Source organism: Streptomyces sp. NBC_00988, assembly GCF_045162645.1.
GTDB lineage: Bacteria > Actinomycetota > Actinomycetes > Streptomycetales > Streptomycetaceae > Streptomyces.
The window spans coordinates 2124690-2137870 of record NZ_CP108730.1; the positions used below are offsets into that span (position 1 = coordinate 2124690).

Annotated in this window: 10 protein-coding genes; 5 read left to right on the top strand and 5 right to left on the bottom strand. The window is 66.8% G+C overall.

Features of this window, described 5'->3' with window-relative positions; translation table 11 throughout:
• The first annotated feature begins 59 nt into the window (after positions 1-59).
• Entirely contained in the window at positions 60-1544 is a 1485-nt protein-coding gene (locus OG496_RS09730; protein WP_405970448.1) for an APC family permease, read from the top strand.
• A gap of 30 nt (positions 1545-1574) precedes the next feature.
• Here the strand turns inward: OG496_RS09730 and OG496_RS09735 are convergent, their stop codons facing one another.
• Positions 1575-2765, bottom strand: a complete 1191-nt coding sequence (locus OG496_RS09735; RefSeq protein ID WP_405970449.1) for an RNA-guided endonuclease InsQ/TnpB family protein — start codon at positions 2763-2765, stop codon at positions 1575-1577.
• Positions 2766-2926: 161 nt separating this feature from the next.
• Here OG496_RS09735 and OG496_RS09740 point away from each other — a divergent pair, with 161 nt between their 5' ends.
• From OG496_RS09740 to OG496_RS09755, 4 genes are all read left to right on the top strand, one after another.
• Positions 2927-3940, top strand: a complete 1014-nt coding sequence (locus OG496_RS09740) for an acetamidase/formamidase family protein (RefSeq protein WP_405970450.1) — start codon at positions 2927-2929, stop codon at positions 3938-3940.
• 59 nt (positions 3941-3999) lie between these two features.
• The gene (locus OG496_RS09745) at positions 4000-4599 is read left to right on the top strand and encodes an N-acetylmuramoyl-L-alanine amidase (protein WP_405970451.1); all 600 of its coding nucleotides are present in this window, start codon (positions 4000-4002) and stop codon (positions 4597-4599) included.
• Positions 4600-4817: 218 nt separating this feature from the next.
• Positions 4818-6095 carry a GAF domain-containing protein gene (locus tag OG496_RS09750; protein WP_405970452.1) on the top strand — a complete coding sequence of 426 codons (1278 nt, stop codon included), beginning with the start codon at positions 4818-4820 and terminating at the stop codon, positions 6093-6095.
• A gap of 163 nt (positions 6096-6258) precedes the next feature.
• On the top strand, positions 6259-7782 hold the full coding sequence (locus OG496_RS09755) for an aldehyde dehydrogenase family protein (RefSeq protein WP_405970453.1): 1524 nt from the start codon (positions 6259-6261) through the stop codon (positions 7780-7782).
• 163 nt (positions 7783-7945) lie between these two features.
• Here the strand turns inward: OG496_RS09755 and OG496_RS09760 are convergent, their stop codons facing one another.
• The 4 genes from OG496_RS09760 to OG496_RS09775 form a co-directional block, all read right to left on the bottom strand.
• Positions 7946-9340 carry a tyrosine-type recombinase/integrase gene (locus OG496_RS09760; RefSeq protein ID WP_405970454.1) on the bottom strand — a complete coding sequence of 465 codons (1395 nt, stop codon included), beginning with the start codon at positions 9338-9340 and terminating at the stop codon, positions 7946-7948.
• On the bottom strand, positions 9331-9528 hold the full coding sequence (locus OG496_RS09765) for a helix-turn-helix transcriptional regulator (RefSeq protein ID WP_405970455.1): 198 nt from the start codon (positions 9526-9528) through the stop codon (positions 9331-9333). The genes OG496_RS09760 and OG496_RS09765 overlap by 10 nt, the downstream gene beginning before the upstream one ends.
• Positions 9529-10652: 1124 nt before the next feature.
• Positions 10653-11762 (bottom strand): glycosyltransferase family 4 protein, encoded by a 1110-nt coding sequence (locus tag OG496_RS09770; RefSeq protein ID WP_405970456.1) that lies wholly within the window; start codon positions 11760-11762, stop codon positions 10653-10655.
• Positions 11759-13147 (bottom strand): hypothetical protein, encoded by a 1389-nt coding sequence (locus tag OG496_RS09775; RefSeq protein WP_405970457.1) that lies wholly within the window; start codon positions 13145-13147, stop codon positions 11759-11761. Before OG496_RS09775 ends, OG496_RS09770 begins: the two co-directional genes overlap by 4 nt.
• Positions 13148-13181 lie beyond the last annotated feature (34 nt).

Below are 13181 nucleotides of genomic sequence, written 5' to 3' on the forward strand. Positions count from 1 at the left end.
TGTCGTGACGACGGGGTGCGAGTGCAGGTGCGGATGCGGATGGACGAGGGGGGATTCACGTGTCGGGGGAGACAGTTCAGGGGCTGCGGCGGGATGCCGTCGGGCTGCGTGAGGTCCTGTTCCAAAGTGTCACGGCGATGGCACCGGCCGCCGCGGTCGCCGCGTCGATCCCGTCGGGCGCGGCCTTCGCGGGCGGAAGCCTCCCTCTGTCGGTACTGATCGCGCTGGTGGCCTGCCTGTTCACCGCGTCCTGCGTGGCCGAGCTGGCCCGCGAACTGCCCGCCGCCGGCTCAGTGGCCACCTACGCGGCACAAGGACTGCATCCGGCCGTCGGCTTCCTGGTCGGCTGGGGCTACGTCTTCGTGGAGGCGCTGGTCCCACCGCTGCTGCTCCTCCAACTCGGCTTCACCACAGCGGGCACCCTGCACCAGGAGTGGTCCTCGTATCCGGAGAACCTGTGGTGGCCGTGGGCACTCGCGGGCGCCGCGATCATCGCCGTGGCGGGCTGGTTCGGAGTGCGCGCCTCCGCCCGCTTCGGCACGGTCCTCGGGGTCTTCGAGATCCTCGCCTTCCTGGTGTTCGCCGTCTGGCTGATCGGCAAGGCCGGCAGCGCCAACACCCTCTCGGTGTTCGGCACTTCGCACACCGGCAAGGACTACTCAGGGCTCGGCGGAGTCTTCGCCGGCTCGGTCTACACGGTGCTCGCGTTCGCCGGGTTCGAGGCCGCCGCGCCGCTCGCCGAGGAGACACGGGACCCGCGCCGGACGATGCACCGCGCGGTGCTCGGCGCGGCCCTCGGGATCGGCCTGTTCTACGTGCTGACGACCTACGCCATGACGGTGTACTTCGGGCCGGACCGCTTCAGCGGATTCGGCGCCTCCGGAGCCGCGTCCTGGGAGGGGGTGGCACGCGCGTCGTTCGGACTGTTCTGGGTGCTGGTGTTCCTCGCCGTGGTCAACTCGACGATCGCCAACGCCAACGCGTGCGCCACCGTCTCGACCCGCACGGCCTTCGCCCTAGCCCGCATTCGGGTACTCCCCCGCGTCCTGGCCACCCTGCACCCACGCCACCGCTCCCCCGTCACCGGAATCGCCGTGCAGACCGTCGTCGCGGTGGGCGCCGTACTGGGTCTCGGCCTCGGCTACGACCCGGTGACCGCGTTCCTCCTCCTGGCCACGGTGATCGTCACCGTCGTCATCGGTGTCTACATCGTCGTGAACCTGGCATGTGCGGGCTACTTCCTGCGCCGCAGGCGCGAGTTGCTCAAGCCGCTGCGACACCTTCTGGTCCCCCTCCTCGGGATCGTCGCCTTCGTCCCCGCCCTGCTCACCGCGGCAGGCATCCCGGCCTTCGACTTCGTGACCGAACTGACCGCTCCCGTGTCCTACGCCGGTCCGGTCGTCGGCATATGGATGGCGGCCGGGGTCGTGGTCCTGCTCGTTCTCCTACGACGGCACCCCGAGCGAATAGCCGAAACCGCCCGCGTCCATCTCGACGAACCCGCCTCCACGGGTCATCCGCAGAACGGAGCAGTACAGCCTTGACTTCCTCCCCCTCCTGAAGGAGGGGGATTCCTACGGCTCGCGCTGTAGGGGTTCCTGTTTCAACGCCGACTGCCCGCCAGGAGGACTCCCTTGAGGTCTGACACCAGCTCCACAGGCCGAGACGGCCAGCCCGGCCGCCTTGATGTTGCGGGCCGCGTTGATGTCGCGGTCATGTACGGCGCCGCAGTCGCACGTCCACTCCCGGACGTTCAGCGGCATCGTCGCCGCGACCGTGCCGCAGGCCCCGCACAGCTTGCTGCTGGGGAACCAGCGGTCGATCACAACGAGTTCGCGCCCGTACCAGGCGCACTTGTACTCCAGCATCGACCGGAGTTCCGTCCACGACGCGTCCGAGATGGCGCGCGCCAGCGTGTGGTTCTTCAGCAGGTTGCGGACGGTGAGGTCCTCGATCACGACCGTTTGGTTCTCACGGACGAGCCGGGTGGTGAGTTGGTGCAGGTGGTCGCGGCGCCGGTCGGCGATCCGCGCATGCACGCGGGCGACCTTGCGGCGGGCCTTCTCCCGGTTCGCCGAGCCCTTGGCCTTGCGGGACAGTTCCCGCTGCGCCTTCGCAAGACGGGCGCGGTCACGGCGCTCGTGCCGGGGGTTGGTGACCTTCTCGCCGGTGGACAGGGTCACGAGGGAGGTGATGCCGGCGTCGATGCCGACCGCGTTCTTCGTGGCCGGAGCCGGGGTAATGCGGTCGTCGCACAGCAGCGACACGAACCAGCGGCCCGCACTGTCACGGGACACAGTCACCGTCGTCGGGACCGCACCCTCCGGGAGGGGACGCGACCAGCGGATGTCCAGCGCACCGACCATCTTCGCCAGCGTCAGACGGCCCTCGCGCCACGTGAAGGCGGAGCGGGTGTACTCGGCCGACGCCCGGGACTTCTTCTTCGCCTTGAAGCGCGGGTACTGGGCGCGCTTGGCGAAGAAGTTCCCGAACGCCGTCTGAAGGTGGCGCAGCGCCTGCTGGAGCGGAACGGAGGACACCTCCGCCAGGAACGCGAACTCCTCGGTCTTCTTCCACTGGGTCAGCGCGGCCGACGACTGCACGTAGGAGACGCGGCGCTGCTCCCCGTACCAGGCCCGGGTGCGCTCCTCCAGCGCCTTGTTGTAGACGAGACGGACACAGCCGAACGTACGCGACAGCTCCGCCGCCTGCTCGCCCGTGGGGTAACAGCGGTACTTGAACGCCCGCTTGACCTGCCGCGCCATACCTCACATTCAATCAGCTCCCGTTTGAGCGACGGGTGTCGGCCGGTAGACGGTGGACGCCGGTCCGCCCTGACAGCGAACCGGCTTTCCCTGCCCTGCTGCGCAGGAGCTTCGTTTCCTCCCCCGGCTGAAGCCGAGGGTATCCACGAAGGAGAGCCCCGATGAACGACCCCCGGATCCTGACGGTGCGGCCCGAACCGGGCGAGTACGCCTGGACGTTCGGCGGCGCGCCGCCCGTGGCGCGCATCACGCCCGGCACGGTCCTCGACCTGTACACGGAGGACTGTTTCGCCGGACGGGTACGGTCCGAGAAGGACCTGGTGTCCGAGGTGTGCGAGTTCCCGTTCCTGAACCCGCAGACCGGCCCCTTCCACGTGGAGGGCGCGGAGCCGGGCGACACGGTCGCCGTGCACTTCGTGTCGATCGAACCCGCCCGGGACTGGGCCGCCTCGACCACGGTTCCGCTCTTCGGAGCGCTCACCTCGACGCACACCACGGCGACGCTGCAGCCGCCGCTCCCGGAGACCGTCTGGATCTGGCAGTTGGACCGGACCCGCCGTACGGCGTTGTTCCGCGCGCGGGACAGCGACATCGAGATCGAGCTGCCCCTCGACCCGATGCACGGCACGGTGGGGGTGGCCCCCGCCAACCTGGAGGTGCGTTCGGCGCTGGTGCCGGACGCGCACGGCGGGAACATGGACACGCCCGAGATGCGGGCCGGGGTCACCTGCTACCTCGGCGTGAACGTGGACGGCGCGCTGCTCAGCCTCGGTGACGGGCACGCCCGGCAGGGCGAGGGCGAGACCTGTGGCGTCGCGGTCGAGTGCGCGATGAACACCGTGGTGATCGTGGAGCTGCTCAAGGGGGTCGCCACGCCCTGGCCGCGCATCGAGTCGGACACGCACATCATCTCGACGGGTTCGGCACGTCCGTTGGAGGACGCGTTCCGGATCTCCCAGCTCGACCTGGTGCGTTGGCTGGTGCGCGACTACGGGTTCAGCGAACTGGACGCCTACCAGTTCGCAACCCAGGCGGTCGAATCGCCGTTGGCCAACGTGTGCGACACCAACTACACCTGTGTGGCGAAGATCCGGAAGGAATGGCTGCCCGCACGCGAGACGCATCGCGGACTGCACGCGCGGCTGCGTGAGACCGCGGCGGCACTCCAGCACTGAGCCCGCCGCCCCCTCCGAACACCCGGACGACCCCGAAGACCTCTGAAAGGCAACCCGCAGTGGACCGTTCAAGACCGCTTCCGAGCAGGCGGCGCATCCTCAAGGGTGCCGCGCTGGCCGCCGTACCGTACGCGTTACTTCCCGACCCGGAAGCCGGTGCGCAGACCCAGGCCGTCGACTATCCGCCGGCCGAGTGGCAGCCGGCGAGCACCTCCAACTACACGGCGTCCAACCGCCCCAGCACCTATCCCGTCGACTACGTGATCATCCACGTCACGCAGGAGACGTATCCCAACACCCTGTCCATCTTCCAGAATCCGCAGAAGAAGGTGTCCGCGCACTATCTCGTGCGATCGGCCGACGGGCATGTGGCGCAGTGTGTGCGGGAAGCCGACATCGCCTGGCACGCGGGGAACTGGGACTACAACACGCGCAGTGTCGGTATCGAGCACGAGGGCTGGGTGGATCAACCCCAGTGGTTCACCGACGCGTTGTACGAACAGTCGGCCAGGCTGACGGCGGCGATCTGCACGAAGTACGGGCTCCCGAAGGACCGGGCGCACATCATCGGGCACTACGAGGTGCCGGGTACGGACCACACCGATCCGGGACCGAACTGGGACTGGACGCGCTATATAAGGCTGGTCAATTTCGCCTGAGCCGGGCCGGATCCGGGGCGGATCAGGGCCGGTTCCGAGCCGGATCCGAGAGTGTCGCGGTTGGTTCGGGGCGTACCTGGTCGAAACGGTTGTCCGGATCCGTCTGCGGAGTGACGATGTCCGCATCCGTTGCGGCGCCGTGTCGCTGTCGTGTCATCGCCGTATCGCCGTTGTACCGCCGCTGCACCGCCGTCGTATCGACTTCAAGGGAGGCCGAGTTGACCGATCCATGGGTGGCCCTGGAGCCGGGGGCCGACCCTGCCGAGCGGGTGCGGGTGCTGCGCCGGGCGCACGAGACGTTCGCCGTGGCCGGTACGGTGCCGCAGCCGGTGCGGTCGGTGGTGGCCGATTCCTGGCGGCGTTCCGCGCGGGCCGGTGTCGGCCCCGAGGGCACGGCGAGCGTGGAGCTGACGGACGATGACCTGGGTGTCTATCGCGCGGAGCATCCGCTGGCGCGGGTGATGCCGCTGATACGGGAGTTGGTGGGCACGTTCGCCGCGGACGGCGAGCATCTGCTGGCCGTGTGCGACGCGCAGGGCAGGCTGTTGTGGGTCGAGGGTGATCCGGCGACCCGGCGGAAGGCGGGCCGGATGAACTTCGTGCCGGGTGCGCGCTGGGCGGAGACCGCGGTCGGGACGAACGCGCCGGGTACGGCGGTCGCCGTGGACCGGCCGGTGCAGGTGTTCGCGGCCGAGCACTTCATCCGGCGGGTGCAGCCGTGGACGTGCGCGGCGGCTCCGGTGCACGATCCACGCACGGGGCGGGTGCTCGGTGCCGTGGACATCACCGGCGGGAACGGGCTGGCACACCCGCACAGCCTCGGCTTCGTGCAGGCGGTGGCGCGGGCCGCCGAGTCCCAACTGGCGCTGCTCGCCCCGGAACAGACCTCCGTCGACGTACCCGAACTCACGGCGCTGGGCCGGGACGAGGCCCAACTGTGCCTCCACGGCCGCAAGATGAGGCTGAGCCGCCGGCACAGCGAGATCCTGGTGCTGCTGGCCCGGCATCCCGAGGGACTGACCGGCGACGAACTGCTGTGCGCACTGTACGAGGACGAGTCGGTGCCGCCGGTGACGTTGCGGGCCGAACTGGCGCGGCTGCGGCGCCTGTTGGGCCCGGGTCTGCTCGCCTCGCGTCCGTACCGGCTCACGTCGCCGGTCGAGTCCGACGTGGCGATCGTCGAGCGGCGGCTGGAAGGGGGCGCGGTCATGGGAGCGGCGACGGCGTACACGGGTCCGTTGCTGCCCGGTTCGCAGGCACCGGCGGTGGTCCGGCTCAGGACCCGCCTCGCGGACGGCCTCCGTACGGCGCTCATCGCCCGCCGCGACCCCGACCTGCTGGCGGACTGGGCGCACGCGCCGTGGGGCGAGGACGACCTCGACGTGTGGCGGGCGCTCGCGGCGATACGGCCGACGGCACCGGTGCGTTCGCGACTCGTCGCGCTGGAGTCCGAGCTGGCGGCACCGGCCGGGTGGTCACACCGGACGCCCCGCTGACGTAACTCGTGCGCGGCGCAAGGCACTTACCGCCCAGCCCGCCCTCCCGCACCCCGCACCCCGCACCCCGCACCCACGCAACGTACATGCAACGTCCCGATCCCTAGCCTCGCGCCGAGAGCTGCCCAACGGCGGGCAGCGCTGTTCCGGGAGGCAGACCAGGATGACCCGTTACACGGCACCCGGCACCGAGGGCGCGATCGTCTCCTACCAGGCGCGCTACGACCACTTCATCGGCGGCGAGTACGTGCCGCCGGCCCGCGGGCAGTACTTCGAGAACCCGTCACCGGTGAACGGGCAGCCGTTCACGGAGATCGCGCGCGGCACCGCGGAGGACGTGGAGCGGGCGCTGGACGCGGCCCACGCGGCGGCGCCGGGCTGGGGACGGACGTCGGTGACCGAGCGTTCCGACATCCTGCTCAAGATCGCCGACCGGATGGAGGCGAACCTGGAGCCGCTCGCGGTCGCGGAGAGCTGGGAGAACGGCAAGCCCGTCCGCGAGACGCTCGCCGCCGACATCCCGCTCGCCATCGACCACTTCCGCTACTTCGCGGGGGCGATCCGGGCGCAGGAGGGTTCGCTGGGCGAGGTCGACGACGACACGGTGGCGTACCACTTCCACGAGCCGCTCGGAGTCGTCGCGCAGATCATCCCGTGGAACTTCCCGATCCTGATGGCGACTTGGAAGCTGGCGCCGGCGCTCGCGGCGGGCAACGCGGTCGTCATCAAGCCGGCCGAGCAGACCCCGGCGTCCATCCACTACTGGATGAGCCTGATCGCGGACCTGTTGCCGCCGGGCGTGGTGAACATCGTCAACGGCTTCGGCGTCGAGGCGGGCAAGCCGCTGGCGTCCAGCCCGCGCGTGGCGAAGGTCGCCTTCACCGGCGAGACCACGACGGGGCGGCTGATCATGCAGTACGCCTCCGAGAACATCAAGCCGGTCACGCTGGAACTCGGCGGCAAGTCGCCGAACATCTTCTTCGACGACGTGTCGTCGGCGAACGACGACTTCCTCGACAAGGCGCTCGAAGGCTTCACGATGTTCGCGCTCAACCAGGGCGAGGTGTGCACCTGCCCGTCCCGGGCGCTCATCCAGCGCGGCCACTACGCCGACTTCCTCCAAGCGGCCGTCGCCCGCACCGAGTTGATCAAGCCGGGGCACCCGCTCGACACGGACACGATGATCGGCGCGCAGGCGTCCAACGACCAGTTGGAGAAGATCCTCTCCTACCTGGACATCGGCCGTCAGGAGGGCGCGAAGATCCTCACAGGCGGCGAACGCATCGACTACGACGGCGAGTTGAAGGGCGGTTACTACGTCCAGCCGACGATCTTCGAGGGCGACAACCGGATGCGCATCTTCCAGGAGGAGATCTTCGGGCCGGTGGTCTCGGTGACGTCGTTCGACGACTTCGACGACGCGATCAAGGCCGCCAACGACACGCTGTACGGCCTCGGGGCGGGCGTGTGGACCCGGGACATCAACACGGCGTACCGCGCGGGCCGGGCGATCCAGGCGGGCCGGGTGTGGACGAACTGCTACCACGCGTACCCCGCACACGCGGCGTTCGGCGGCTACAAGCAGTCCGGCATCGGTCGAGAGAACCACAAGATGATGCTGGACCACTATCAGCAGACGAAGAATCTGCTGGTGTCGTACTCGCCGAAGAGGCTGGGCTTCTTCTAGGCGCACGAGAAAAGGCGCCTGACCTGGGTCTTCACCCGTCAGGCGCCTTTCCACTCAACACGTTCTCGGCCAAGGCCGGCTTGCGTGCTAACTCCCAATTTCTCCCACTGCTGCACCCCTCCTGACCAGTGCCTCCGGACCAGTCACGGACCAAACCCTCGGTTCAGCCCTCGGGTGCGTCACCTTGGCTGACGCGCTGCCACTCGTTCATGGACTGCTCGATGAGCCGGTTCGCCTGCTCTCGAAGGCCGTCGAGGAACTTGGCGTAGTGGCGGAAAAGAACCTCGATGCTCTGGCCGGCGCGGCGGGCGCATTCGGCCGGGTCCACTCCGGAGTAGAGCCAGAACGAAATACCGGCGTGCCGGAGATCGTAAGGTCGCTTGGCCAGGCGAGAAGTGCGCTCGGTACGAGTCAGAGCGTGCTCCCGAGCCCGCGCCCACGTTATACCGTATGCGGCAGCGTCCACGTAATTGCCAGCCTGGTTCCGGAAGAGTCGGCCGTCGGGTGCCACGTCGAACCGTTTCACATGGGAACGCAGCATGCGTACGAATTGCGGCGGGATAGGAACAGGCCGCGTCGCGCTTGCCGCGCGACGCTTAAGCGAGTGCACCTCGTGCACCTCACCGTCGTCGGTCCACTCCTTGCCAGACGTGACAACCCCGCCCGAGAGGTTGAGCATCCCCCATCCAGTCTTCGGCAGGTAGCATTGATCGATCCGAAGATGGATTACCTCGGCTGGCCGCATAGCCGCGAAGTACATGCAGCCGAAGAACGCTTCAAGATGAGGGCCCCGCCCACGCTGGCGAGCAACGGCGTCTAGCAGCCGAAAGACCTGGGCCGGATTGGGAACGGCAGCCGGATCCACTTCCTCATTGACTGCTGGCGCTTTCCAACGGAGCCCATTGAGGGGGTTCTCCGCGAAGTACCCCTTCTCCACCGCAGTGTTGAGAGCTTCATTGAACGCAGCCCTCTTGCGTCGGGCTGTCTTGGCCGCAGCCGCCCTGCCGTCCAGTTTGCGGCACATCGCATCGAGGGCTCGCCTCAAAACGTCGGCTTCCGCGAGGGCGCTGACCGGCAGAGAGTTCCGCTTCATCCAGTCCAGCGCCTGGATCCACTCCTCGGTTGGCTCACGCTGCCAAGCTTTCTTGTTGAACGCCCACGAGTACAGGGCACGCCGCAGTACCCGTGGATCGGAAAAAGTTGTGCCAGGGCGTACCAGGGCGGGCGTGATTGTGGCGAAGGCATCAGCCAGGGTGCGGCGGGTGTTCCCTGGCGTGCGCTCCCACCTTTGCTCAATGTATTCGTGCGCCAGGTCATACCACGTAGTCTGCTGCTTGATGGCCCGCAACTCGGATGCCGGCAGACCGCTGTGCTCATCAAACGGCTCACCATCGCGCGTAGCTGTCATCAGCTTCGCGCGTCGGCTATCAGCAAGCGCGAACGTGATGAAGGACTCGGACTTCTCTCGACCGTTAACCGTCCACCGAATCTGGAAAGGCTTGCGTCGGTCGGGGCGTTCGCGTATCTCCCAGAAGCGGACGTTATAACTCATCGCCATCCAGGCGTGTCCCTTTCACATGCCTCCCACCACGCATCCAGATCGGCGCGGCGGCAGCGCAGTTCACCGTTGGGCAGCTTGATCATTCGGGGTGCCTGACCGCGAGCACGCAAGCGGTAGAAGGCCGATGGGCTCATACGGATCTCCGCTAGGACCTCAGCAAGTTTGAGCGCGGGTGGACGAGCCATTGATGTGTTCCTCGGGGCTTTCGGGAAGCGAGACGCCGGGACGACAGCGAGCAACCTGCAGCGCTGCGCCACAAAGGCCATGGCGTCAGAACGGCTCCACCGCCAAGCGCAGCCGAAAAGCGAACACCTCAATGGTCGCGACGATCGCCGGTTTGGCTAACCGGCGATCGTCGGCTATGTTGCGCGCCGCATCACGTCCTCGGCGTCTTCTTGGCCTCGCCGCCAGCGGGGCGAAGAAGGTACGAGCGCAGGGCTCCGGGCGTGCTGTCCGAGGCGACCGCTAGGAGACCGTCGTCCGTAAGCCGGTCGAGATTCGCCGCGACGCGGCGCTCAGGAATCCCGAGGACCTGCGCCACTTGCCGGGTTATGGCGCCGGGATGGCGTGCCAGGTGCACGGGGACGACGCGATCGCCGCAGTACCCTCGTTGCAAAAGATCTTCGCTGAAAAGGCTGGCCGCACAGACCCTGAAACAGGGCCTGGAAGAGACCGCAAGATAGGTACCCGCCGTTCGGCCGACCCAAGCATTCAGTCCGCCGAGGGCAACGGGCACGGGTGATGTGAAGAAGGCAGATCGGATAGCGGAATCAGGCAGACAAGCCTCCCAAGTAGGAGCCACGCCAGCGGGCCAACCCACGCGACGCGTCATTCGGAGCAGGAAACGTGATCGCAGTCGAGCAGCAGTACCGTCTGACCTGGTGTTTTGCGGGTCGTTGTACGTTGACATAGTCCTGGCGTAGCTATCCAGTCTTTCGGCGCTCTTCCTTGTCTGCCGTAGGCGAATCCTCAAACTGACCATGTAGGACACGGTCTAAGTCAAGGCCCCTGGGCCCGCTGCTCGGCACCTCCCGCCCACCCGCACGGTAGAGGCGCCGGTGACGGGATAGGCCATGTCCCGCAGCCTGTCAGAACAGAGCCGCCAAGCCAGCTGCAGTACCAACCGAATCACCGACGCCGTGAAGGCCGTACTCGTCTTTCACCACGCATCACCCTGAGGTTGAAAAACGCTCAGTGCTTCTTTCCTTGCATCTGACAGGAAACTCGACAAGTCCCATCGTTGCAGCTCAGCAGCACTCCCCACTTATTTGATCAAAACCCGGACAAGCCCACTCATGAAAGCGCGGGGTTAGGAGGTAACACGGAACGTCAGTTCGCAAAGCTGGCGGCCGGTGGTAGCGATGTCGTATCGACGCGCGTTGTCGAGAGCCGTTTTACTCAGGGCCATGCGCCGGTGGAAGTCCCGGCCCATCTCGTCTAGGACCACGGCCAGCGAGCACGGGTCGCCAGGAGTAAAGGGAACGCCAGCGCTCCCGAGGATGTCCCCAACACCGGGAAGATCGGAGTAGGCAACCGGAAGTCCGTGAACTTGGGCCTCAATGAGGACGAGCCCGAAAGCCTCCAGACCTTTGGTCGTGAAGACGAAGGCGTCGAATTTCGACAGGCGACGCCACAGCTCGGCGCGTGGCAGGAACGGATCAAAATGAACCCGGTCCCGGAGCCCGAGTTCGATCGCTCGCCGTTCCAGATGCTCCCGTAAGCTTCCTTCGCCAATCACGGTCAGGTGGTGCGGCTGATCGGTTAAAGCGAGGGCTTCGACGGCTGTGATCGTGGATTTGTTGTCGTCCAGGCGACCGGCGTGCACCAGAGCGAGGGGTCCGGTTCCAGTAGGCGGTTGATCGCTTACTCGGACATCGCGCAAAGGGATACCCCACGGGATGACGGTGAGTCGATCGGTGAATCGGCGTCCGGTGAGACGGTCGATGCGGTCGGCGAGGGTGAAGGTCGGGGCGACGATCGCGGCGCTGGCGGCAGCAACCTCATTCATGGCCTCGCGTTCCGATGTGCTGCGCTCGGCCACCATCACGTCGGGGCCGTGGGCGATGGCGATGATCGGGATGCTGCCGGCGGTTCGGGTGAACGCCAGACTGAGAGCGAGCCCGAGGTGCTGGGCGTGAATGGCGTTCGGCTGGATCTTCTCAACGAGCGCACCGACCTCACGCGTCAACTCGTCAACGTAGGGGTCGAAGTCCGGGCCGTGGGGGCGTTTCGTCGTGGAGAGGGCGATCAGCTGATCGAACGCAGCCTCCCAAACCTGATCGACCGGCGCCCTGCCCAGGAAAGTCGTGTGGATTTCAGGCATCGCGCAGTAGAGGTCGTTGACGAGGATCATGCTCCCGGACGAAGGCGCGGCACTGCGGTTGATGCCGGTCAGGATGTTCAGGAGCTTGTCGGTCACGCGGAAACTCCATTCGTGGATGACGGTTGGGGTGGAACCGGAGATCGGACTCCCAGGGCCAAATCGAATCGTGAATCGTCGGCGGCGTTCTGTCTCTCGCGCTGACGGGGTGGCGCCCACCACTCCGCCAGGTGTGGCGTGAAGACGGCCGTGACTTCATCGGCCGGATGCAAATAGCCCCTACCGTCCACTTCTGCCGTCCATGCTCTGATGGTCGATCGGTGGTATACGGGATTTATCCCTATCTCTCCCTTGGGAAGGATTCCGTTGAACGGGGTGGGTATTCCCTCGCTGTTCCAGTAGTCCCATGCCTCTAGAGCCTTGGATTTCTCGAAGCAGTGGTAGAGCTGCTGGTAGCGCGACATGTACCGGATTTCACGGAAGATCATCTGGCCGATCAGTCCGGGCGCGACTTTCCGGAGCGTGCTGAGATCAGCGCCCAGGAAGGTGACCGATGCCGCGTCTTGGGATGGGTGCAGCGCGGTCCGGGCGAACAGGTGGGACAGCCGTCGCCGGACGTACTCGGCGACTCCAGGGCCGAGAGCTGGTTCCATGCCTTCGATGAGCCGGACGAGCTGAGGATGGCGCGGATTGAAACGGGCCAGGTCGAACAACTGGTCCATGCCGTCCACGGCGGCGAAGGCGAGTCGCTTGTAGAGCCAGTTGTTCAGCTCTCCCACCTCGGCGTAGGCCTTGGTCTCCGGAGTGGCGGAGTGGAGCATCAGGTACTCGGACAGAACCTCGAAGTACAGGTAGCCGAGGAACGGCACGTGGGCCACGGCGTCGGACAACTGGTTGATGAACGCGGGTGCTGGAGTGGCATGGCCGGTGGCGTTGCGAAGGGCGACGTCGAGGAATACGGCCGCGGCGCGCAGCCCGGTCAGCACAGCGTGGTCGAGTTGGTCGTTCTCGGCCAGGGTCAGGAAGCTCTGGAAGCGTTCGTAGGTACGCAGGTGGATGGCACCGAGATGCAGGTAGTCGACGCCCTTGGGCCGCATCGGGGCGTCCGGGGTGACCTCGAAGACCATGGGCGTGGTGGAGGGTTTCGTCCGCATCAGGTAGGCGCCGAGGTTGTGGCGGCGAAGTCCCTCGCGCTGGCTGACGAGAGGCGAGCAGTACAGGGCTCCGACCAGGCATCCGGTAGAGACGTGCAACTGCCGGCTGATGCGGATGGCGTCGATGTGCTTGGTGCTGTGCAGCAGGTATATCGGCTTTCCGCTGACGAGCGCTTCGGTCATCGCGTTGTTCTGTATCAGCCAGCCGTTGGGGGTTGAGCATTCCAGGTGCTGGCGCCAGTCGCTCTCGCTTTCGGCCAGCGACGCAGGGAGTTGACGCTGTGCGGGCATGGTGTAGTCCGTGTGGGCGCTTTCCCATTCGTCGCGCAAGAGAACTCCCGGGGATGGAGGGTTGGCAGCACGT

What these genes read in the sequence shown, in the direction of transcription:
- OG496_RS09735 (WP_405970449.1), bottom strand. Translation starts at nt 2,765, where the DNA reads ATGGCGCGGCAGGTCAAGCGGGCGTTCAAGTACCGCTGTTACCCCACG.
- OG496_RS09740 (WP_405970450.1), top strand. Translation starts at nt 2,927, where the DNA reads ATGAACGACCCCCGGATCCTGACGGTGCGGCCCGAACCGGGCGAGTAC.
- OG496_RS09755 (WP_405970453.1), top strand. Translation starts at nt 6,259, where the DNA reads ATGACCCGTTACACGGCACCCGGCACCGAGGGCGCGATCGTCTCCTAC.
- OG496_RS09760 (WP_405970454.1), bottom strand. Translation starts at nt 9,340, where the DNA reads ATGGCGATGAGTTATAACGTCCGCTTCTGGGAGATACGCGAACGCCCC.
- OG496_RS09765 (WP_405970455.1), bottom strand. Translation starts at nt 9,528, where the DNA reads ATGGCTCGTCCACCCGCGCTCAAACTTGCTGAGGTCCTAGCGGAGATC.